The following is a 21,484-nucleotide window of genomic DNA, read 5'->3' as shown; positions in this document are numbered from 1 at the left end:
GTTCCGGGAGGGAGATCAGGCCAGCGGGCCGATCTGCCCACGATGGCGCAGATAATGGTCCGCCAGCACGCAGGCCATCATCGCCTCGGCGACGGGCACGGCGCGGATGCCGACGCAGGGGTCGTGACGGCCCTTGGTGATCAGGTCGACTTCCGCGCCGTCGCGATTCACGCTCTGGCGCGGCGTCAGGATCGAGGAGGTGGGCTTCACGGCAAACCGCACCACCACCGGCTCACCCGAGGAGATGCCCCCCAGGATCCCGCCGGCATGATTGGCCAGGAAGCGCGGGCGCCCATCGTTGCCGGCGCGCATCTCGTCCGCATTGTCCTCGCCGCGAAGAGCGGCCGCGGCGAAACCGTCCCCGATCTCGACGCCCTTGACCGCGTTGATCGACATCATGGCGGCGGCGAGGTCCGCATCGAGCTTGCCATAGATCGGCGCGCCGAGGCCGGGGGGCACGCCCTCGGCCACGACCTCGATCACCGCTCCGACCGACGAGCCGCTCTTCCGGATCTCGTCGAGATAGGTCTCATAGCGTCCGGCGGCTTCGACGTCCGGGCTGAAGAACGGATTGCGATTGACCTCGTCCCAGTCCCAGCGGGCGCGATCGATGGCGTGCGGGCCCATCTGGACCAGCGCCGCGCGAATGGTGATGCCGGGGATGACCTTGCGGGCGATCGCCCCTGCCGCGACCCGGGCGGCGGTTTCCCGCGCCGACGAACGACCTCCGCCCCGATAATCGCGAAACCCGTACTTGGCGTCATAGGTATAGTCGGCGTGGCCGGGACGGTAGCTGTCGCGGATCTCCGAGTAATCCTTGGAGCGCTGGTCCGTGTTCTCGATCATCAACGCGATCGGCGTGCCGGTGGTGAGCTGCCGCCCGCCGGTCCGGTCGTCCGCGAAGACGCCCGAGAGGATCTTGATCTGGTCCGGCTCGCGACGCTGGGTCGTGAAACGTGACTGGCCCGGCTTGCGCCGGTCGAGCTCGGCCTGGATTTCCTCTGCTTCGAGCGGAAGCCCGGGCGGGCAGCCATCCACCACGCAGCCGAGGGCGACGCCGTGGCTCTCGCCGAAGGTGGTGACGCGAAACAGGTGGCCGAAGCTGTTGTGGGACATGGCGCGCGTGCCTTAGCGCGGGATGCCGCGAAGGACCAGTCGTGGCCCACGTCTCACGCCGCAAGCCCGCCCCGCGCCCGCAGCGCCCGGTAGGCCGCGATGCCCTTGGCGAGATCGGCCCAGAGACGGCGCTCGTCCGCGAGGTCGGCGAGCCCGTAGGTCAGACCCATGATATGCGCGGCCTCGTAGCCCTCCGGCAGTTCGCCGACCGTGCCCAACGCGATCTCCGCCACCGGCAGGGCCTCCGAGAAGTCCGAGAGGCGTGCCCGCAAGGCTGCACCGCTCGCGCGCAGATGGGCGCCCGCTCGCGGCCCGTGTTCCCGGATCGCCGCCACCGTTCCCTGCGCGAGCGAGAGATGCACCCCCTCGCGATGCGTCGGAAAGAGGTAGACGAGGTAGTAGCCCCGCGTCGCGCTGGTGGTCACCGCCGGGTCGAAGGCCGCCAACCAGGGCACGGCGGCCCAGCGTGTGCCGCGGCCGGGGCTTCCCTTGACCAGATAGATGCCCCCGAGCGGAGCCAGGGCCCCGCGCAGCTCGTCCGCCGCCCCCTTGCGGATCACCTGGGCGAGCGGGTGGCCGGCGGGGGGATCGAGACGTGCGAGGGGATATTCCTCGACGATGCGCCGCAAGGCGTGGCCAAGGGTCACGAAGGGAGGCTCATGGGTGATGCAGCACACCGCCGGGCGCCGGAGCGGAGACGCCCGTGGTGCTCGGGTAGGTGATGGGCAAGCCTTCGAGCGAGCGCAGCGCCAGATAGGCGAAGGCTTGCGCTTCCAGGTAATCGGCGGACCAGCCCAGCGTATCGGCGTTCACGAGGCGATCGCCGAGCAGATCCCCCAGCATGGCCATCAGCGTCAGGTTCCTGGTGCCACCGCCCGCCACGATCCAGCGCATCGGCTGCTCGTCCGAGGAGACATGATCGAGGCTCTTCCGGATGGCGCGGGCGGCGAAAGCCGTGAGGGTCGCGGCACCATCCGCCGTGCTGAGATGACCGGCGAGCTTGTGGGAGAACCAGTGACGATCGAGTGATTTCGGTGGCGTCCGCTCGAAATAGGGGTGCGTGAGCAGCCAGGCGACCAGCGCCTCGTCGATCTGCCCCCCGGCAGCGCGGGCGCCGCCCGCGTCGTAGGCGACGCCTTCGCGCTCCTTCATCCAGTCGTTGATCGGCGCGTTCCCGGGACCGGTATCGAAGGCGAGGAGGTTGCCCTTCGAATCGATCAGCGTCACGTTGGCGACGCCGCCGATATTGAGGACGGCGAGCGGCCCCGCATAGCCCGCAGCCTGCGCCAGCGCCCGATGGAACACCGGCACGAGCGGGGCACCCTGGCCGCCCCGCGCCACGTCCTCCGCGCGCAGGTCGGCCACCACCGGGATCCCGAGGCGCCGTGCCAGCGCCGCCCCGTCACCGATCTGGACCGTCAGCTTCTCACGGGGTCGGTGCAGGACAGTCTGGCCGTGGAAGCCGATGGCGGCGATGTCCGCGGGAGTCAGCGTATTGTCGGAAAGGAACGCCTCGACCGCCTCGGCATGGGCATCGGTCAGGAACGCTTCGGCTTCGGGCAGGCAACCGGGCCGGTCGGTGCGGGCCGCCACGGCCTCGGCGTCGCGAAGCGCACGGCTCAATAGGGCGCGTTCAGCCTGCGCGTATTCGCGATAGCCCGTCGGCCCCAGGGCGGCGACTTGATCGTTGCCTTTGCGCAGGACGCGCACGCTCTCCCCGTCGCTCTCGATGAGGGCCACGTCGATCCCGTCGAGCGAGGTGCCGCTCATCAGCCCGATCGCGCGCCGCATCGTCATGATCCGCCCCCGTGCCTTTCCTGTCCCGCCCTGCTAAGAGCCGGCCCGTCCGCTCGGCCGAAGAGGTCCGAGCTAGCACGGGCTCCGCGCGCCTGTCGCGCCGCCCCACCCTCGAGACCGACATGACCGCCGAGAGCTTCGCGCCGCAATCCGACTTCCTGAAGGTCCTGACCGAGCGCGGCTACATCCATCAGGCGTCCGATATCGCGGGCATCGATGCAGCCGCCCGCGAAGGCCGGCTGACGACCTATGTCGGCTACGATTGCACCGCGGCCTCGCTCCATGTCGGGCACCTGCTCTCGATCATGATGCTGCACTGGCTCCAGGCGACCGGCGGCAGGCCGATCGCGCTCATGGGCGGCGGCACAACCCGTGTCGGCGACCCGTCCGGCCGCGACGAGACCCGCAAGATCCTGACGCTGGACCAGATCGAGGAGAACAAGAACGGCATCCGCAAGACCTTCGACCGGTTCCTGGGCTTCGGCGAGGGCGAGGGCGATGCCATCATGGTCGACAATGCCGAGTGGCTGACCAAGCTCAACTACATCGAGATGTTGCGCGACATCGGACGCCATTTCTCGGTCAACCGCATGATGTCGATGGACAGCGTGCGGCTCCGGCTCGAGCGCGATCAGGAGCTCTCGTTCCTGGAATTCAACTATATGATCCTCCAGTCCTACGACTTCGTCGAACTGAACCGCCGCTACGGTTGCCGGATGCAGATGGGCGGCTCGGATCAGTGGGGCAACATCGTCAACGGCATCGATCTCGGCCGCCGCATGGGAACGCCCCAGCTCTACGGGCTGACCTGTCCGCTGCTGACGACGGCCTCGGGCGCGAAGATGGGCAAGACCGCCGCCGGCGCGGTTTGGCTCGACGCCGGCATGCTCTCGCCCTACGATTACTGGCAATTCTGGCGCAATACGGAGGATGCCGATGTCGGCCGCTTCCTCAAGCTGTTCACGCTGCTGCCGATGGGCGAGATCGCCCGGCTCTCCGCTCTCCAAGGCGCCGAGATCAACGAGGCCAAGACCGTACTCGCCACCGAGGCGACGCGCCTGATGCACGGCGCCGAGGCCGCGCAGAGCGCCGCCGAGACGGCCCGGAAGACGTTCGTCGAGGGTACGCTCGCGGATTCGCTGCCGACCGTCACGGTGCCGCGCGCCGCGCTGGAGGCGGGTCTCGGCGTGCTCACGGCCTTCGGACCCGACTACGCCAAACTCGTGCCCTCGACGAGCGAGGCGCGCCGCCAGATCAAGGGTGGGGGCCTGAGGGTCAACGACGTGCAGCTCAGCGATGAGAAGGCAACGCTCGGATTGGGGGATGCCACGGCGGATGGGGTGATCAAGCTGTCGTTCGGGCGTAAGAAGCACGTGCTGCTGCGGCCGGATTGAATCGTCGCCCGCGCTCGACCCGGGAGCGCGTCATGGGGTCGGAGCCTTGACCTTCGCCCTTTGACGCGCATGGTGAGGCTGAAGCGCCGCTTGGTCGCTCAAGCCTCGTTCAGCTTGGCCGCGCTACCGCGCGGAAAGCGCCCCGCGCTTGAAACATAAGGCGACGCTTCGCGTTGCGTTGGACGGGTGTCGCATGCACTTGCCGCGCTCACGGCATGTGTTACCGCCTTCTGGCTGCCCTGCGGATCTGATCGAATCGGGATTGACGGTCGCGATGGAAGATCTCTGCCAATACGCTAACCGCCCCTTCGCTTTCGTCGGGCGCTATCTCAAGCGCCGTATCGTCCCGCACCTCGTCATCCTGTTCGCCGTCCTCGGGGCCGTCTCGTTCTCGGTCTCCACGGATTACGCGCTCAAGGGAGTGGTCGATGCGCTCGGCAAAGGCCCGAGTGCGGGTCAGGTCTGGACCGCGCTCGCCATTCTCATCGGCTTCATCGCCGCCGACAATCTCCTCTGGCGCGTCGCCGCGCTCGTCGGCGCCTTCACCTTCGTGGGCGTCACCGGCGATATCCGCCGGGACATGTTCCGGCACATGACGGGACATGCCCCGTCCTTCTTCGCCGACCGGCAGCCGGGCACCCTGGCGTCGCGCATCACGGCGACCTCGAACGCGATCTTCACGGTCGAGAACATGTTCACGTTCAACGTGATGCCGCCCTGCGTCGCGGCCGTGCTCTCGATCATCTATATCGGCACCGTCAATCTCACGATGGCGCTCGTCCTCGCCGGCATCTTCGCCGCGGTCGTGCTGCTGATGTTCAAGATGGCGTCGGCCGGCAAGCCGCTGCACCACGACTTCGCCGCGAAGGCCGCCAGCGTCGATGGCGAGATGGTCGACCTCGTCGGCAACATGCCGCTGGTGCGCGCCTTCTCGGCGTTCAACCGCGAATTCGTGCGCTTCGACGGGACCATCGGCACCGAGATGCGGGCGCGCCGCTCGTCGCTCCTCTATCTCGAGAAGCTGCGCATCACGCACGCTATCCTCACGGTCGTCTCGATTCTGGGCCTGCTCTACTGGTCGATCAAGATGTGGGAGGCGGGCCAGGCGACGACCGGCCAGGTCGTGCTCGTCTGCACCCTCGGCATCCGGATCCTCGCGGCAACCCGTGATCTTGCGGTCGCTCTGGTCGATGCCACCCAGCACACCGCCCGCCTGTCGGAGGCGCTCCACACCCTGCTCCAGCCGCACGAGCTGGTGGATCACCCGGAAGCCGAGACGCTTATCGGGCAGACCGGCGCCGAGATGCACTTCGATCACGTCGCCTTCAGCTACCCCGACGGCCGAACCGTATTCTCCGATTTCGATCTGCTGATTCCGGCCGGTCAGACGGTCGGGCTCGTCGGCAAGTCCGGCGGCGGAAAATCGACCCTGTTCTCCCTGATCCAGCGCTTCTACGAGGTCCAGGGCGGACGCATCCTGATCAACGGCCAGGACATCAATCGCGTCACGCAGGAATCCCTGCGCGAGGCGATCACGGTGGTGCCTCAGGACGTCTCGATGTTCCACCGCTCCCTGCGCGAGAACATCCGCTACGGACGGCCCGATGCCACGGACGAGGAAGTGTGGAAGGCGGCCGAGGCTGCGCACTGCACCGACTTCATCCAGGCGCTGCCCGAGGGGTTCGACACCATCGTGGGCGACCGGGGCGTGAAGCTCTCCGGCGGTCAGCGCCAGCGTATCGCCATCGCCCGCGCCATCCTGAAAGACTCGCCGATCCTTCTCCTCGACGAGGCCACTTCGGCGCTCGATGCCGAATCCGAGGAGGCGATCCGCGCCGCGCTCGCGAACCTCATGAAGGGCCGCACCGTCATCGCCATCGCCCACCGCCTGTCGACCCTGAAGGATTTCGACCGGATCGTGGTTCTGGAAGGCGGCCGGATCGTACAGGACGGCTCGCCCGAGAAGCTGACCCATCTCGACGGCTTCTACCGCGAGCTGATGAAGAAGGAATCGATGTCGATGGCTCTGGCCGCCGCGTAAGGCTGGCGCGTTCCGAGCCTGGCGCCCCGAGGTTTGCCTACCGACCCTCTGAGCGGGCCGCGCAAAACCTGAAGGTCCACGAACCTTTCGGGGGCCGACCATCGCGACCGACAACATGTCTCATGACGATGTGAAGGCGTTCCGGGTCGATCTTCGAGCCGCCCCCGAAGCGACAACGTAAGGCGCAATCAGTTCATCGCGGTGACGCGGCATACGCGCTTACCAAAACTCAAGCTTTCGGTTGCAGGGCCCGCCTGCTCTTCCTAGCTTACACCGCTCGGGGTTGCCCGGCTTTTTGGGCAGCCATCCTTGCATTCCTTGGCAGGAGCGTCGCGCGCCGTGCCCGAACAGCAATTTGCCAGCGACAACTATGCCGGGATTTGCCCGGAGGCTTGGGCGGCGATGGCTGCCGCCAATGCCGGCCACGCTCCGGCTTACGGGGCCGACAGTTGGACCCAGGCCGCCGCCGATGGGTTCCGCCGTCTGTTCGAGACGTCTTGCGAGGTCTTCTTCGTCTTCAACGGCACGGCCGCGAACTCGCTCGCTCTGGCCTCACTCTGTCAGTCTTATCACAGCGTGATCTGCGCGGACTCGGCACATATCGAGACCGACGAATGCGGCGCGCCGGAATTCTTCTCGAACGGCTCGAAGCTTCTCGCGCTGCCGACAGCGGACGGTAAGCTGACGCCCGAGGCCGTTCGCGCGATCGCGGAAAGACGCAGCGACATCCATTTCCCCAAGCCCAAGGCGGTGACGATCACACAGGCCACGGAGACCGGACGGGTCTACCGGCCGGAGGAGATCGGACGCTTGGCCGAAACCTGCCGGGCGCTCGGTCTGCACCTGCACATGGACGGAGCCCGCTTCGCCAATGCCTGCGCCGCGCTCGATGCTTCGCCGGCCGACGTGACGTGGCGGGCCGGCGTGGACGTCCTCTGCTTCGGCGGCACCAAGAACGGCATGGCGATCGGCGAAGCGGTGATCTTCTTCGATACCGCCTTGGCCGAGGATTTTGGCTATCGCTGCAAGCAGGCGGGTCAGCTTGCTTCAAAGATGCGCTACCTGTCCGCACCGTGGGTCGGGATGCTGGAAGATGGTGCGTGGTTGCGCCACGCCCGCCATGCCAATGCCTGCGCCCGGCGGCTCGCGGACGCCATCGTCGGGGTACCGGGCGTCTCGCTGGCGGCGCCGGTGGAGGCGAACGGCGTCTTTCTGAATCTGTCCGCGGCGGTCCAAGAGCGCTTGCGGATGCGCGGCTGGCACTTCTACGGCTTCATCGGCGGTGCCGCCCGTTTCATGTTCGCCTGGGATTCGGACCCCGCTCGGGTCGATGCCCTGGCGCGGGACATCCGCCTCTGCGCCCTACCGGCCGCAGCCTGAGGCGCAGCCGGGAGTCTTCAGCGCCCACTCCGGAAGGAAGCGTCCGGGTCGAAGCCGGCGCCGACCGAGCGCTCCCTCACAGGTGAGCGGACGAGAAGGGCCAGCGCCGCAGGGCGACCGGCCGAATGTCCAGGGCCCGTCCCGATCTATGGAAACCGAGTCTGCGCGACAGATCAAAAAGCCAGAGATACGTCCCGATCCTCTGTGATCGGGCGCTGCTCTAGCGCGGCGTGGGCGCTCCCGACGCGTCGATCGAGTTCGGCAACCACGTCACCGGCTCGGCGGCCGTCATCGGCAATGCGGTCGTCAATCGGCTCTGGTGCAGTTCGGACAGTTCCTGCGCCTGACGCGTATCGTCCTCGGTCAGGAACAAACCGCGGGCCCTCGAAGCGAGACCGAGGCGCGTGCTGCTGGTGAGAACGCTCTGGGCCGGGCTCGTCAGCAATGCGACGGCGATCGGGGCCATCCAGGCGGCGAGCAGGGGATCGGCGGCGGCGCCGATGACCACGGCGAGCGCGAAGCCGGAGGCCACGGCATCGCTCTGCAGGCGCAGGGCCTCTCCCCACGGCACGCTGCGATCCTCACGCGATTGGGCATCCCAGCGCACCACCCGCCCGAACAGCGTGGAGATTACGGCGCCGGCGCTGAACAGCGCCATGACGGGCCACAGCAACACCCAGATCGCCTGTTCGAGCGCGGCGCTTAGGAGCAGCGAGAAGGTGCCGCCAAAGGCGGAGCGGCGCTCGCGGGAAGCGAGGACGTAGCCGAGGCTGAGCAGCTTCGGCAGAGCCATCACCGCCACGACCAGGGCCGCGAGCCCCCAACCGGCGGCGTTGGACCGATCGAATCCGTAGCCGAGCAGACCGAGCTCGTCGGTGCGCAGAGCCTGCCAAGTGCCGAGCCCGAGGAAGGCGATCCAAAGCGGGTAGACGCAGTAGCCGAGGATGCCGACACCGAGATGCCAACGGCTGGCCCCGCGCAGGCCCTTCATCGGAAGCACGCGGAGATGCTGCAGATTGCCCTGGCACCACCGACGCTCGCGGCCGAGCAGGTCGATGAGGTTGGTCGGCATCTCCTCCCAGGTACCGCCCATCTCCGGCAGCAGGCGCACCTCCCAGCCGGCACGGCGCAGGAAGGCGCCCTCGACGATATCGTGGCACAGGATCTCACCGCCGAGCGGGGGCTTCCCGGAGAGAACCGGCAGCTCGGCGTTCTGCGCGAAGGCCTCGATCCGCAGGATCGCGTTGTGCCCCCAATAGGAGCCGTCCGGACCCTGCCATGTCTCGAGGCAGCGCAAGGAGAGCGGCGCGTAGAGCCGCACGGCGAATTGCTGGATGCGGGCGAACAGGGTGTCGCGTCCGGCCGCGTAGGAGACGGTCTGGATCAGGCCGACGCGGGGGTTCTCCTCCATCAACCGCGCGAGCTTGCGCATGGCCGCGCCGGTCATGAGGCTGTCGGCGTCGAGGACGATCATGAAATCGTACTCGGCCCCGTAAGTCTGACAGAATTCGGCGATGTTGCCCGCCTTGCGGCCGATATTCTGTGCCCGGCGGCGGTAGCGGATCTGCGGCATGCCGCGCCCCTCGCGCTCGGCCCAGGCCACCGCGCGGGCGAATTCGTGCTCCTCCACGGCGCTGATCGCGCCCTCACGGGTGTCGGAGAGGACGAAGATGTCGATGTCGGATCCGTCGCCACCCTCGCGCTGGAGCGAGCGGGCCATGACGCGGATTGCAGAGAAGACGGCGATCGGATCCTCGGCGTGGATCGCCACGACCGCCGCCGTGCGGCTCAGTCCGGTCGGGCGTGCCGAGATCGTGGCGGCGCGACGCTCCAAGGGTGACAGCATCTGGTCGCCCATCGCGGCCGCGACCAGACCGTAGAGGTATTGCCACGCCGTGAAGGATTGCCACGCCATCAGCAGCGCGAAGAGGGTGAGGAGGGTGCGACCGAGCCACGTCTCCGGCGCGCCGTAGGCGGCGAGCGCGAGGGCCAGGATCGCTCCCGCGGTCACGAGCGTTGGCACCACCAAAGCCAGACGGCGCAGACCGAAGGCGGCCGGCCGCGGGGCGGGGCCGGTTCCGGAAGGCCGGACCTGAGCAATGCCCGTCTCGACGGGCGCGTCGACCTGCGGCAAGTCTGAGCTGGACATGGTCGGCGTCGGGTACTCGCGAGAGGGGCAGCGGATGAACGGACCGTCGGATAAGGACGGGGATGCTCGCGCGGATGGGGAGATCTCGCGACGGCGGATGGTGCGGATCGGGCTCGCCGGCATGTCCGGCCTCTGCATTCCTAACCTCTTCGACCTGAATGCCGACAGAACGATGGCTCAGACGCTTCCCCCAGGACAATCCGAAGCACCGTCGCAGGGGGAAAACCGACCCGTGACGCTCGACGACGTGGTGGCCCGTGCGGAAACGCTCGCCCGTAGCCCCTACCATCCCCACGACGACGATTTGCCGACCGAATTGTCGACGCTGAACTACGACGATACCCAGGCGATCCGTGTCCGGCCGGAGGGGACGGTGCCGCTCGGGCCGGGCTTTTCGTTGCAGCCGTTCCACCGGGGTGGCCTGCAGCGTCGACGGGTCGATCTCTTCCTGCAGGCGTCCGGCCGAGCACCGACGGCATTCGGCTACGATCCCAAGCTGTTCGATCTCGGCCCGGCGCTCAAAGGGCGTAGCTACCCTGCGTCGCTCGGCTATGCGGGTTTCCGCATCGCCCACGCATTCGATGCCGCGCGTCCGGACGAACAGGAAGAGTTCCTGGTGTTCCTCGGTGCCTCCTACTTCCGAGTGCGGGGCAGAAAACAGATCTACGGACTCTCGGCTCGCGGCATCGCCGTCGACACCGGCGCTCCGACCGGAGAGGAATTTCCGGACTTCACGACCTTCTGGATCGGTCACGTGGAGGCCGGCACGATCACCGTTCTGGCCCTCCTCGAAGGGCCGAGCCTGACCGGCGCTTACCGCTTCACCGTCACTCCCGGTGACTCGTCGACCGTGGCCGTGACGGCAGCTCTATTTCCGCGCCGGGCGATCGCGGGGCTCGGCCTTGCACCGCTCACAAGCATGTTCATCGACGGGGAGAACGGCCCCGGCGCCCGGAATGCTCTGCCCTGCGACGATTTCCGACCGCAGGTGCACGATTCGGACGGACTCCTCGTACAATCCCCCGGTGACCGGCTCTGGCGCCCGCTCACTAATGGCCGAGCGGCGCCGCAGACCTCCGCCTTCCGCACGGCGCCGCTGGAGGGATTCGGCCTGCTCCAGCGCGAACGGCGATTCGCCGCCTATCTCGACGTGCAGGCCCGCCACGAGGATCGTCCGGGCCTATGGGTGCGCCCGGAATCCGGTTTCGGCACCGGTGCGGTGCGATTGTTCGAGATCCCGTCCCGGGAGGAAGCCACCGACAACATCGTGGCGGCCTTCGTGCCGGAAGCTCCGGTTGAACCGGGCCGGCGCATCGATTGCGCCTATTCGCTGGTGACCATCGGTGCGGAACCCGCCGCCGCCATCGCGCCGCCGCTGGCCCGGGTGGTCTCGACGCGCGTCGGCTCGGCCGAGCGCTTGCGCCCGACCAACCCGCCGAGTCCGAAGCGGCGCCTCTATGCCATCGATTTCGAGGGCCCCGGCCTGCCGGAGGATCCCAGGGCCGCCATCGACGTGGCGCTCTCGGCGAGCGCCGGTGCCTTCGTCGATCCCTATGCCGAGCGGGTACCCCAGACGGGCGGCTGGCGCCTCTACGCCGAGTTCCGGCCGCCGGAACCGATGCCGGCAGGTGATGTGGTGCTGCGCGCGCGCCTCAGCCATGCCGGGCGCGTCATCACCGAAACCTGGGATGGGGTCGCCTGATCTGTCTCAGCGGGTGCGGCTGTTGGCCGGCTTCTCCGGCAGGCGCCGTTGCTCGATCCGCGACACGCTCGGCGGCAAGCCCTCAGCCTCTCGGGCCGATCCCACCGATCCGGCCAGGGTGGAGCTGTCTCCGCGCTCGAACGCCCAGCCGGCATTCACACCGGCATAAAACCCCGTGAAATCGTCCGCAGCGGCAGGACCGGTACCGAGCAACAGACCGAGCCAGACGACGATCACCCCGCGCATCGAACTCGGTCCCTTCCCGTCTCGGATTGCAGCATACCGACAAACGAAAACGGCGGCCCTGAGGCCGCCGCTTCGTCCGATACTCGGTGTGTCGATCAGTAATCGACGCTGATGCTTGAGGCCTCGCGACCCTTCTGACCCTCGACAACGCCAAGGGTCACCTGCTGGCCTTCGGCCAGCGAATCGAGGCCGGCGCGCGACAGGGCCGAGCGGTGCACGAACACGTCCTTGCCGCCGTCATTGACGGAGACGAAGCCGAAGCCCTTGGCCGGGTCGTACCACTTCACGGTGCCGGTCATCTCGACCGACGGGCCGGAGGCGAAGCGACCGCCGCCGCCACCGCCGCCACCGCCGAAGCGATCGCCGCCGCTGAAGCGGTCACGGCCACCACCGCCGAAACGGTCGCCGCCGCCGAAGCGATCACCGCCGCCGAAGCGCGGGCCTTCGCGCCGGGGCGGAGCCGCCTCGGCCGTCGATGTGTCGACGCTGTTCACCGCAGTGACCTGCGGACCCTTCTGGCCCTGGGCGGTCTGCACCGTGAGGCGCGTGCCGGGCAGGAGGTCGTCGTGGCCGGCGGCCTCAACCGCGCGGATATGGAGGAAGGCATCACCGGAGCCGTCGCCGAGCTCCACGAAGCCGAAGCCCTTCTCCTTGTTGAACCACTTCACCGTGGCATCACGCTCCGGGCCCGTAGGCGCCGCAGCTGCGGGGCCGCCCCGCGACGGGCCGCGGTCGAAGCCACCGCCGCCACCACCGTAGCCGCCACCACCGCCGCCGAAGCGGTTGCCGCCACCACCGTATCCACCACTGCTCGGGGGCAGCTGGTCCGGCCACTGAGGCTCGGCACCGCCCTCGTCGAAGCCGCGCTTCTGCGGCCCCCGAAAATCACGACCACGTCCCATTGAAAGCTCGCAAAAACCGTCCGCCCGCCACGTCTCGAATACCGCGTGCGCGCTATCCCGAGACAGCCCACGCCCCGCACTATCATCCCCTCGGCAGCGGATACCGAGAGCAACGCCTCAGGTCTGACGCAATCGGGGCCGAACCGCAAGGAACTTCTAACTCCTTCGTGCTCCATACCGCCGATTTTCGTGGTGAACTGCGTAGGTAGGCGGGCGCGAAGAGACTTTTGGCGTTCAACCGAGATTGATTCCAAAGCTGAAAGTCGGGATCGCGGCGAATGCCGCCGAGCATTTTAGGGAAATGCAAACTGGGCGAGCCTAGGCTTTCCGCTCAGTCAGCCCGCGCATCGCGAGCCCGGGCCCGAGCCGCCGATGATCGCCACACCGACCTTCCCGGATCTTTCAGCTCTCGTCGTCGACGAGAGCCTCTATATTCGTCGTATTGTCCGCGACATGCTGATGCGCGTCGGCATCAAGCGCGTGCTCGAAGCGCCCGACGGAGCAGAAGCGCTCGGGGTCCTTGCCGAGAGCAAGCCGGACCTGACCATCATCGATTGGGATCTGGCGATTCTCTCTGGTGAAGAGTTCATACGACTCGCCCGGACGCCGACCACCTCGCCCTCGCCCACCGTGCCGATCATCCTGATGCTGGGCCAGCCGCGGCGCAACGTCGTGGATCGCGCGATCGCTCTCGGGGTCAACGAGATCATCGCCAAGCCGTTCTCGCCGAAGACTTTGTGGTCGCGTCTCGACGAGGTCATCAATCGGCCTCGGCCGTTCTCCCAGGTGAAGAGCCTGCTGCGCCCGCTGCCGCGCACAAACGGGTTGTCGAAGGGACTGAGCCTGATCTGAGTCTTGTCCGCCTCAATGCCGACGCCGCGCCGGCGGGCCGATTCGATCCGGAGGCGGGGTCTCGATGTCGAAGGCCGAAAGTTCGGCGATCTGTCCGGCCGCGTCGAGTCCGCGCTCGACCACGGCGATGCGGTGCCCCGCCTGATCAGGGGTGATCGTGTAGAGATAGTAGGAAGCGCGCCGGTTCACGAGCAGCGAGCGCGCCGAGGCCGAAGGCGCGCCGACGACCGGAACCGGCCGTCCATCCGGGCCTGCGATGCGGGCCACCGTCCCCACATGATTGTGACCGTGCAGGATCAGGTCGGCTCCCGCCCGGCCGATCATGGCCGCGAAGGCGCCGGCATCCTTGAGCTCGCGCCCGGAGGCGGCGCCTCCCGGATGGGGCGGGTGATGAATCATGACGACGCGGCAGGGTCGGTCGGGCGCCTTGGCCAACTCGCCGAGCAATCGCTCCGCGGCCTCGATCTGAGCCGGACCGAGCCGACCGGTCGCCGCGAAGGGCTTTGTCGGGATCGCTGAGGAGAGACCGATGAGAGCGAGCGGTCCGCGCCGCCGCAGGTAGGGAAACAGTCCGCTTCGGCCATCATCGGCCGCGGTCCAGCCACCGCAGGTGCCGAGCAGGCCCTCCAGCGATCCCCGGACATAGGCATCGTGGTTGCCCGGCACGAAGCTGACTTGGTCGGCCGGTCCCAAGGCTTCGAGGAAGATGCGGGCCGTATCCCACTCGTCCGGCAATCCGAGGTTACACAGGTCGCCGGTGCAGGCGACATGGTCGCTGCCCTGGGCCCGGAGGTCGGCGACGAGGGCGCCGAGGAGGTCCATGTCGTGATGGCGGCCGCGCCCGCGATGCCAATTCACGTAGCCGGTCGCCCGCTTGCTGAGAAGCTGGCGCAGGCGGAGCCGGGGCAGCGGCCCGACATGCGGATCGGTGAGATGGGCGAGCCTGAACATTTCCGGCGACGGCATCGGGGCATCGGGCGCCGAGGTCAACACCTCGACCCGATTCGGTGCTCTGCATTCCGGCGCCCTTGCATTCTCTCCGGCGGGGGCGCCGCTACCCGGTCTCTGCCGCAACGCAGCATGAATCGGCGCATGGAAGGTTCCCGCCACGTTGCGTCACGCCGGGGCTCGGGGCTAGACAGCCCGGCCTGGGCGGCGCCCGAATCGAAACGCGAACGACAGAGGCGAGCGGTCCGACTCCATGGGCCTGATCAAGACCATTGGGCGCAAGCCTGCCGTCCAGCGCGTTCTCGGAGCGGCTGCCTATGGCTACCTCAAGCTGGTGCAGCGCACGAACCGCTTCACCCTCGAGCCGAGGGAGGTCTACGAGCGGCTCGACGCGACCGGCCCTTTCATCGCCGCGATGTGGCATGGCCAGCACCTCATGATCTCGTTCATGAGCCGGCCACAGGACCGGGTAGCGACGATCATCTCGCGCTCTCCCGACGGGAATATCAACACCATCGCGCTCACCAAGATGGGCGTGCGGGTGATGCGGGCTTCCGGCGCCCGCGGCCGTGCGGTGCGCGACGCCCGTGCCAAGGGCGGCGCGGAGGGTCTTCGCGCCATGGTCAAGGCACTCAAGGGGGGCGAGACCGTCGCCTTCTCGGCGGACGTGCCCAAGGTCTCGCGGGTCTGCGACGCCGGCATCATCATGTTGGCGCGCTTCTCGGGCTGCCCCATCGTTCCCGTCGCCGTGGTGACGAGTCGGCACATCCGGTTCAATTCCTGGGACCGGGCCTGTCTCGGCCTGCCCTTCGGCCGCGGTGCCATGGTGTTCGGCGAATCGATCTTCGTCCCCCGCGAGATGGAGCCGGAAGCGGTCGACGCCTTCCGCGCCCGTGTTCAGGTGGAACTGAACCGCGTCCATGATCGCGCCTACGCTCTCGTCGGTCGGCCCGACCGCGTGGTCGGATCCCTCGACGACGCGCTGGGGCACGCGGCGTGAGGGTTCCGCCCCTCCCCGCGACCCTGCGGGCCTACCGTTACGGCCTCTATCTCGGCGAGCCCGCGGTGGCCGGGTTGCTCGCTTGGCGCTCCCGACGCGGCAAGGAAGATCCGGTTCGCCTACCGGAACGGCGCGGGCGGCCAGGCCGGGCCAGGCCCATCGGTCATCTCGTCTGGATGCACGGGGCCAGTATCGGCGAGGCCCTCTCGCTCGTCGGCTTGATCGAGGGCATGATTGCCCGCGGCTGCTCGGTCCTCGTCACCACCGGAACCCGCAGCGCCGCCGACCTGCTCAGCAAGCGCCTGCCCGCGGGCGCCGTGCATCAATACATGCCCCTGGACGCGCCGCGCTGGGTCGATCGCTTCCTCGCCCATTGGCAGCCCGATCTCGCCGTCATCGCCGAATCGGAGATCTGGCCGAACACGGTCATCTCCCTGTACGAGCGCGGCATCCCCCTGGTGCTCGTCAATGGGCGGATGTCGCAGCGCTCGTTCGAGAACTGGACGCGGTCTCCGCGTACGGTGCGGGCGCTGCTGTCGCGCATCGCCATCTGCCTGTGCCAGACGAAGCCCGATGCGGAACGCTTCGCCCGCCTGGGCGCTCCGCGCCTCGGTGTGGTCGGCAACCTGAAATACGATTCCGCCATTCCCCCCGCCGATGAACAGCAACTCGCCTATCTGCGCGACTTGGTCGGCGACCGTCCGGTCTGGGTCGCCGCGAGCACCCATCCGGGCGAAGACGCGACGGTCGCCCGCGTTCACGCCCGTCTGAAGAGCCGCTTTCCCCGTTTGCTGACCATCGCGGTACCGCGTCATCCCCGCCGGGGTGAGGAAGTCGCGCGGGTTGCCCAGGAACTCGGCCTGAGCACCAGCCGGCGCGCGCAGAACGGGCGCCCGCAAGCCGGTATCGAGTTCTACGTCGCCGACACGCTGGGAGAACTCGGCCTGTTCTACCGGCTCTGCCCTCTGGTTTTCCTCGGCGGCTCCCTGGTGGAGCATGGCGGGCAGAATCCGATCGAGCCGGTGCGGCTCTACGGCGCCGTGCTGCACGGTCCTCATATCCACAACTTCGCCGAGGCCTACGGCGCCCTGGACGAAGCCGGCGGCGCCCGCTGCGTATCGGGCGAGGACGACCTCGCGGCCGCGGTGGCAGAACTCGTGGCCGATCCGCCGCGAGCGATGGCCATGGCGCGGCGGGGCCAGTCAGCGCTGGCGCAGTTCGAGGGCGCGGTGGCCCGCACCTTGGCGGTGCTCGACCCCTACGTCGCACAGATGAAGCTGTCCGCCCGCGAACGGGCCTGATGCGCGCACCGGATTTCTGGACCCGGGCTCCGTCCCATCCCCTCGCGCGGCTCCTGGCACCGGCCGGACACGTGTACGGCGCCGTGACGGCCCGGCGAATGGATCGCCCCGGTACGTTCGGCCCCTGTCCCGTGCTGTGTGTCGGCAACTTTACCTTGGGGGGTGCCGGCAAGACGCCGTCGGCGCTCGCCCTCGCCCGCATTCTGCGAGACGAACTCGGCCGACATCCGGCCTTCCTCAGCCGCGGTTACGGCGGGCGCCTCGCAGGACCGGTGATGGTCGATCCCACTCTGCACGGAGCGGCCGAAATCGGCGACGAACCGCTGCTTCTGGCTCAGTCTGCCGTCACCGTGGTGTCCCGCGACCGCTTGGCCGGATCGTCCCTCTGCGCCGAACTCGGCGCCGACACGGTCGTGATGGATGACGGGCTTCAGAACCCGCATCTGCGCAAGGATCTCGCCCTTGCCGTGGTCGATGGGGGCGCAGGTATCGGCAACGGACTGCCCTTCCCGGCGGGCCCGTTGCGGGTTCCGCTCGCGCGGCAATGGCCGCATGTCGGAGGCCTCATCGTGATCGGAGACGGGCAGGCCGGCAACCCTGTTGCCTGGGAAGCGGTCACCCGCGGCCTGCCCGTGCACCGCGCCCGGCTCGTCCCGGAGGAACCCGAGCGATGGAAAGACCGACGGGTCGTCGCTTTCGCCGGGATCGGCCGCCCGCAGAAGTTCTTCGATACGCTCACGGATCTCGGCGCACGGATCGTCGGAGCCAGGGGCTTTCCGGATCACCACCCCTACCGGGCCGATGACCTCGACGTCCTTAGGAGGCTGGCGGACCGCGAGGGAGCGAGCCTCGTCACCACCGAGAAGGACGCGGTGCGATTACCAGCCGAGGTGAAGGTTGCGGTGCTGCGCGTCACCCTCGCCTTCGATGATCCCGCGGCCTTGCGGCGTCAGCTGGCGGATCGCCTCACGGGGCGCGACCGATCTCCTTGAGGCGCTGCATCGCCGCCTCGGGGCTGGCATAGGCCTCCTGTCGATCGACGTTCCAGTAGCGCAGGGCGTCGAGATGGATCTCCTCGCCGGTCACGGCGCAGCGGACGAAGGTGCCGGGCTTGACCACCCGCATGGTGCCATCGCCGTACTCGACCTTGGCTTCGCCGTTGTTCGATCCCCGATCGTAGCGTCCGAGCATGTCGCCGGCTCCCTGCACCACCCGCAAGATCCTGCATTAGAAGGCCGGCCCGCCTCTGTCGACCGCCCCTCGACAGGGGCCCCATGCTCGGGCCAAACGGGGTCATGACCGCGAGCGGCGACTTCCCTGCGAGCCACGATCTGGATGCCCTGTTCGCGGCGGCCTCCGCCGTGCGCGCACGCGCCCACGCGCCCTATTCGGGTTTCGCGGTCGGCGCCGCCCTTCTGGACGAGGTGGGACGCATCCATGCCGGCTGCAACGTCGAGAACGCGGCGTATCCGGTCGGCACCTGCGCCGAAGCCGGCGCCATCGCCGCAATGATCGCGTCCGGCGGACGGCGCATCCGAGCCATCCTCATCACGGCCGACAGTCCGGCGCCGGTCACGCCCTGCGGCGCCTGTCGTCAGCGGATCCGGGAATTCGCGGGGCCGGATACGCCGATCCTCGCGGCGGGTCCCGCGGGTCTGCGGGCTCGATTCACCCTCGAAGCCCTGCTGCCCGCCTCGTTCGGTCCCGATCACCTGCCGGAGCACATCGTCGATGCCGAGTGAGGAGGCGGCCGTCGCGCTTCTGCGCGAAAGGGGTTTCGCCGGCCCCGTCGCCCTGGCGATCGTGACGGGAACCGGCCTGGGGGCCCTGGTCGATGCGCTCGCCGACCGAACCAGCATCGCCTATGGCGAGATCCCCGGCTTTCCGGCGCCCGGCGTCTCCGGCCATGGCGGACACCTGCATCGCGGCACCCTGTCGGGACGGCCGGTGCTGGTGCTGGAGGGACGGGCCCATGCCTATGAGCGGGGCGATGCCGGCGCCATGCGGCTTCCCCTCGCGGCGATCGCGGCACTGGGGGCGACGCGCCTCCTCCTGACCAATGCCGCCGGCTCCCTCCTGCCGAATGCCGGCCCCGGCAGTCTCGTCGTCCTGACCGACCACATCAATCTCTCCGGGTTCAACCCGCTGATCGGTGAAGCGAGCGACGGCCGCTTCGTGCCGATGACGAACGCCTATGCGCCGCGCCTGCGTGCCACCCTCCACCGTGCAGCTGAGAGGGAGCGGATCGTCCTCCATGAGGGGGTCTACGCGTGGTTCTCCGGCCCGAGCTTCGAGACGCCGGCGGAAATCCGCATGGCGGGCCGGCTCGGGGCCGATCTCGTCGGCATGTCGACCGTGCCGGAGACGATCCTGGCGCGCTTTCTCGGGCTGGAGGTCGCGGCCGTCTCGGCGGTGACGAACTTCGCTGCCGGAATCTCGGGGGGCGACCCGCATCATGCCGAGACCAAGGCGGTCGCGGCCCGTGCCGGTGCCGATCTCGCCCGCCTTGCCGCCGCCTTCGTGGCGCAGCTTCCCGAACCGTGAGACTCTCAGGATGAAGCAGGCCGATCCCCTTCACCCCTCGGACGCCGCCCGCATCGCGCGGCGCGCGTTGCCGCTCCTCGATCTGACCGACCTGATCGAGACGTGCACATCGGACGCGGTCGAAGCGCTCTGTGCCCGGGCGCGGACGAACGCGGTTGCGGCGGTCTGCGTATGGCCGCGCTTCGTCGCTCTCGCGGGGCGGGTTCTTGCGGGCAGCGACGTGCGGATCGCAACGGTGGTCAATTTTCCGGACGGCGCCGACGACACGGCCGCTGCCGTGGCGGAAACCCGCGCGGCGATCGCCGACGGTGCCGACGAGATCGACCTCGTCCTTCCCTACCGCGCCTTCCTCAACGGCGAGGCGGCGACGGCCCGTACCATGGTGATGGCGGTTCGCGAGGTCTGCCACGACCGGCTGCTCAAGGTCATCTTGGAGACCGGAATGCTGCCCGATACCACGATGATCACGCAGGCGAGCCGGCTCTCGCTCGAGGCGGGGGCCGACTTCATCAAAACCTCGACCGGCAAGACGCCGATCTCGGCTACGCCCGAGGCAGCCGAGGCGATGCTGACCGTGATCCGCGAATGGGGCGGCGCTCGAACCGTCGGTCTGAAGGTGTCCGGCGGCCTGCGCCGCGTCGAGGACGCCGCCACCTACCTCGCGGCTGCCGACCGGATCATGGGCCCGGATTGGGCGCGCTCGGCGACGTTCCGGCTGGGGGCCAGTTCCCTGCTGGACGATCTGATTCGTGTCCTCGGGAGCGACCGATGAAACTTCCGCAGGAGATCATCCGCGACAAGCGCGACGGAAGGCCTCTGGCGGATGCCGATATCGGCGACTTCATCCGCGGTCTCACGGAAGAGCGCGTCACCGAGGGACAGGCGGCGGCCTTCGCCATGGCCGTGTTCTTCCGCGGGCTGACGCTCGACGAGCGGGTGGCCCTGACCCGTGCGATGCGCGATTCCGGCCGGGTTCTCGCCTGGGACCTCCCCGGCCCCATCCTCGACAAGCACTCCACCGGCGGCGTCGGCGACACGGTCAGCCTCGTCCTCGCCCCTCTGGTGGCGGCGTGCGGGGGCTTCGTCCCGATGATCTCGGGCCGGGGCCTGGGACATACCGGCGGCACGTTGGACAAGCTCGCCAGCATTCCCGGCTACGACGTGGCGCCGGGGCTCGACCGCTTCCGGGCGGTGGTGCGCGAAGCCGGCTGCGCCATCATCGGCCAGACCGGCGATCTCGCGCCCGCCGACCGACGCCTCTACGCGATCCGCGACGTCACCGGGACGGTGGAATCGCTCGATTTGATCACCGCCTCGATCCTGTCGAAGAAGCTCGCTGCGGGCCTCGACGGCCTCGTCATGGATGTGAAGGCGGGATCCGGCGCCTTCATGGCGGGGATCGACGAGGCGCGGGATCTCGGGCGCAGCATCGTCACCGTCGCCAATGCCGCCGGCCTTCCGACCCGTGCCCTCCTGACCGACATGGATGCACCGCTGGCCTCCGCTGCGGGCAATGCCGTCGAGGTTGGCTACGCCGTCGACTACCTGACGGGGCGCATGAGAGAATCGCGCTTCCACGCGGTCACCCTGGCGCTGGCCGCCGAGATGCTGGTGCTCGGCAATCTCGCCGTCGATCCCCATGAGGCAGAGACGCGTCTGCGGTCCGCCCTGGAGACGGGAGCTGCGGCCGAGGCCTTCGCCCGCATGGTGGCGACTCTCGGCGGGCCGGGCGATCTGCTGGAAGGGGCCGACCGTCACCTGCCGCGGGCGCCGGTGATACGGCCGGTGGTGGCCGCAAAAACCGGCACGGTGGAGGCGGTGGACACGCGCGCCGTGGGCCTCGCGGTCATCGGCCTCGGCGGAGGGCGCAGTCGACCCCAGGACGACATCGATCCGCGGGTGGGATTCACAGGGTTGATCCGCCCCGGCGATCGCCTCAATCGCGGGGATCCTATCGGCATGGTCCATGCGGCGGACGACGCTGCGGCCGACCGGGCCGAAGCGGCCCTGCGGTCAGCTTATCGGATCGGCGAGGCGACCCCGATGGAACGGGTCGCGATCATCGATCGCCTCGGCTGAGGAGCGGGACCGCGCGCATCTCGCTGAGCGCGC

Annotated in this window: 20 protein-coding genes; 12 read left to right on the top strand and 8 right to left on the bottom strand. The window is 68.6% G+C overall.

Going from position 1 to position 21,484, the window contains the following annotated elements; translation table 11 throughout:
- Positions 1 to 15 precede the first annotated feature (15 nt).
- Genes aroC through MFF26_RS07970 form a run of 3 tightly spaced genes read right to left on the bottom strand, consistent with a single transcriptional unit; the run spans position 16 to position 2,913 of the window.
- On the bottom strand, positions 16 to 1,116 hold the full coding sequence (gene aroC, locus MFF26_RS07980) for a chorismate synthase (RefSeq protein WP_137827859.1): 1,101 nt from the start codon (positions 1,114 to 1,116) through the stop codon (positions 16 to 18).
- Positions 1,117 to 1,169: 53 nt separating this feature from the next.
- Positions 1,170 to 1,763 carry a DUF3578 domain-containing protein gene (locus MFF26_RS07975; RefSeq protein WP_137827858.1) on the bottom strand — a complete coding sequence of 198 codons (594 nt, stop codon included), beginning with the start codon at positions 1,761 to 1,763 and terminating at the stop codon, positions 1,170 to 1,172.
- 10 nt (positions 1,764 to 1,773) lie between these two features.
- Complete coding sequence (locus tag MFF26_RS07970; RefSeq protein WP_137827857.1) at positions 1,774 to 2,913, bottom strand: anhydro-N-acetylmuramic acid kinase; 1,140 nt, start codon at positions 2,911 to 2,913, stop codon at positions 1,774 to 1,776.
- A 122-nt stretch (positions 2,914 to 3,035) separates the two neighbouring features.
- On the opposite strand from MFF26_RS07970, the gene tyrS reads away from it, so the two are divergent.
- The 3 genes from tyrS (at position 3,036) to MFF26_RS07955 (ending at position 7,728) form a co-directional block, all read left to right on the top strand.
- Complete coding sequence (gene tyrS, locus MFF26_RS07965) at positions 3,036 to 4,307, top strand: tyrosine--tRNA ligase (RefSeq protein ID WP_137827856.1); 1,272 nt, start codon at positions 3,036 to 3,038, stop codon at positions 4,305 to 4,307.
- A 274-nt stretch (positions 4,308 to 4,581) separates the two neighbouring features.
- The gene (locus MFF26_RS07960; RefSeq protein ID WP_137827855.1) at positions 4,582 to 6,348 is read left to right on the top strand and encodes an ABC transporter ATP-binding protein; all 1,767 of its coding nucleotides are present in this window, start codon (positions 4,582 to 4,584) and stop codon (positions 6,346 to 6,348) included.
- 339 nt (positions 6,349 to 6,687) lie between these two features.
- Positions 6,688 to 7,728, top strand: coding sequence for a threonine aldolase family protein (locus MFF26_RS07955; protein WP_137827854.1), 1,041 nt, complete (start codon positions 6,688 to 6,690; stop codon positions 7,726 to 7,728).
- A gap of 220 nt (positions 7,729 to 7,948) precedes the next feature.
- Here MFF26_RS07955 and mdoH read toward each other — a convergent pair whose 3' ends face one another.
- Positions 7,949 to 9,877, bottom strand: a complete 1,929-nt coding sequence (gene mdoH, locus MFF26_RS07950) for a glucans biosynthesis glucosyltransferase MdoH (protein WP_238307865.1) — start codon at positions 9,875 to 9,877, stop codon at positions 7,949 to 7,951.
- Between the two features lie 34 nt (positions 9,878 to 9,911).
- On the opposite strand from mdoH, the gene MFF26_RS07945 reads away from it, so the two are divergent.
- A complete protein-coding gene (locus tag MFF26_RS07945) occupies positions 9,912 to 11,579 on the top strand; it encodes a glucan biosynthesis protein G (protein WP_238307864.1) in 1,668 nt (555 codons plus the stop codon).
- Positions 11,580 to 11,585: 6 nt separating this feature from the next.
- Here MFF26_RS07945 and MFF26_RS07940 read toward each other — a convergent pair whose 3' ends face one another.
- Positions 11,586 to 11,825: a hypothetical protein gene (locus MFF26_RS07940; protein ID WP_137827851.1), complete on the bottom strand. Its 240-nt coding sequence runs from the start codon at positions 11,823 to 11,825 to the stop codon at positions 11,586 to 11,588.
- Between the two features lie 95 nt (positions 11,826 to 11,920).
- Positions 11,921 to 12,727 (bottom strand): cold-shock protein, encoded by an 807-nt coding sequence (locus MFF26_RS26450; RefSeq protein WP_137827850.1) that lies wholly within the window; start codon positions 12,725 to 12,727, stop codon positions 11,921 to 11,923.
- 372 nt (positions 12,728 to 13,099) lie between these two features.
- Between MFF26_RS26450 and MFF26_RS07925 the strand changes: the two genes are divergently transcribed.
- Positions 13,100 to 13,579, top strand: a complete 480-nt coding sequence (locus MFF26_RS07925; RefSeq protein WP_137827849.1) for a response regulator — start codon at positions 13,100 to 13,102, stop codon at positions 13,577 to 13,579.
- Between the two features lie 12 nt (positions 13,580 to 13,591).
- Here MFF26_RS07925 and MFF26_RS07920 read toward each other — a convergent pair whose 3' ends face one another.
- Positions 13,592 to 14,530, bottom strand: coding sequence for a metallophosphoesterase family protein (locus tag MFF26_RS07920; RefSeq protein WP_137827946.1), 939 nt, complete (start codon positions 14,528 to 14,530; stop codon positions 13,592 to 13,594).
- 250 nt (positions 14,531 to 14,780) lie between these two features.
- Between MFF26_RS07920 and MFF26_RS07915 the strand changes: the two genes are divergently transcribed.
- The 3 genes from MFF26_RS07915 to lpxK are packed head-to-tail and all read left to right on the top strand — an operon-like array spanning position 14,781 to position 17,820.
- Positions 14,781 to 15,527 (top strand): lysophospholipid acyltransferase family protein, encoded by a 747-nt coding sequence (locus MFF26_RS07915; RefSeq protein WP_137827848.1) that lies wholly within the window; start codon positions 14,781 to 14,783, stop codon positions 15,525 to 15,527.
- Positions 15,524 to 16,828 (top strand): 3-deoxy-D-manno-octulosonic acid transferase, encoded by a 1,305-nt coding sequence (locus MFF26_RS07910; protein WP_137827847.1) that lies wholly within the window; start codon positions 15,524 to 15,526, stop codon positions 16,826 to 16,828. Before MFF26_RS07915 ends, MFF26_RS07910 begins: the two co-directional genes overlap by 4 nt.
- Entirely contained in the window at positions 16,828 to 17,820 is a 993-nt protein-coding gene (gene lpxK, locus MFF26_RS07905; protein WP_137827846.1) for a tetraacyldisaccharide 4'-kinase, read from the top strand. Before MFF26_RS07910 ends, lpxK begins: the two co-directional genes overlap by 1 nt.
- Here the strand turns inward: lpxK and MFF26_RS07900 are convergent.
- Positions 17,795 to 18,019, bottom strand: a complete 225-nt coding sequence (locus tag MFF26_RS07900; RefSeq protein ID WP_137827945.1) for a DUF2093 domain-containing protein — start codon at positions 18,017 to 18,019, stop codon at positions 17,795 to 17,797. The two genes, lpxK and MFF26_RS07900, sit on opposite strands and share 26 nt — an antisense overlap.
- A 104-nt stretch (positions 18,020 to 18,123) precedes the next feature.
- On the opposite strand from MFF26_RS07900, the gene MFF26_RS07895 reads away from it, so the two are divergent.
- Genes MFF26_RS07895 through deoA form a run of 4 tightly spaced genes read left to right on the top strand, consistent with a single transcriptional unit; the run spans position 18,124 to position 21,451 of the window.
- Positions 18,124 to 18,570, top strand: coding sequence for a cytidine deaminase (locus tag MFF26_RS07895; protein ID WP_137827845.1), 447 nt, complete (start codon positions 18,124 to 18,126; stop codon positions 18,568 to 18,570).
- Positions 18,560 to 19,372 carry a purine-nucleoside phosphorylase gene (locus MFF26_RS07890; RefSeq protein WP_137827844.1) on the top strand — a complete coding sequence of 271 codons (813 nt, stop codon included), beginning with the start codon at positions 18,560 to 18,562 and terminating at the stop codon, positions 19,370 to 19,372. Before MFF26_RS07895 ends, MFF26_RS07890 begins: the two co-directional genes overlap by 11 nt.
- 10 nt (positions 19,373 to 19,382) lie before the next feature.
- Positions 19,383 to 20,144: a deoxyribose-phosphate aldolase gene (gene deoC, locus MFF26_RS07885; RefSeq protein WP_238307863.1), complete on the top strand. Its 762-nt coding sequence runs from the start codon at positions 19,383 to 19,385 to the stop codon at positions 20,142 to 20,144.
- Positions 20,141 to 21,451: a thymidine phosphorylase gene (deoA, locus tag MFF26_RS07880; protein WP_137827842.1), complete on the top strand. Its 1,311-nt coding sequence runs from the start codon at positions 20,141 to 20,143 to the stop codon at positions 21,449 to 21,451. Before deoC ends, deoA begins: the two co-directional genes overlap by 4 nt.
- Positions 21,452 to 21,484 lie beyond the last annotated feature (33 nt).

Source organism: Methylorubrum suomiense, from assembly GCF_022179765.1.
In the GTDB taxonomy this organism is placed as follows: domain Bacteria; phylum Pseudomonadota; class Alphaproteobacteria; order Rhizobiales; family Beijerinckiaceae; genus Methylobacterium; species Methylobacterium suomiense.
The sequence above is the reverse complement of the archived record's forward strand: the minus strand, read 5'-3'. Positions and strand labels throughout refer to the sequence as shown.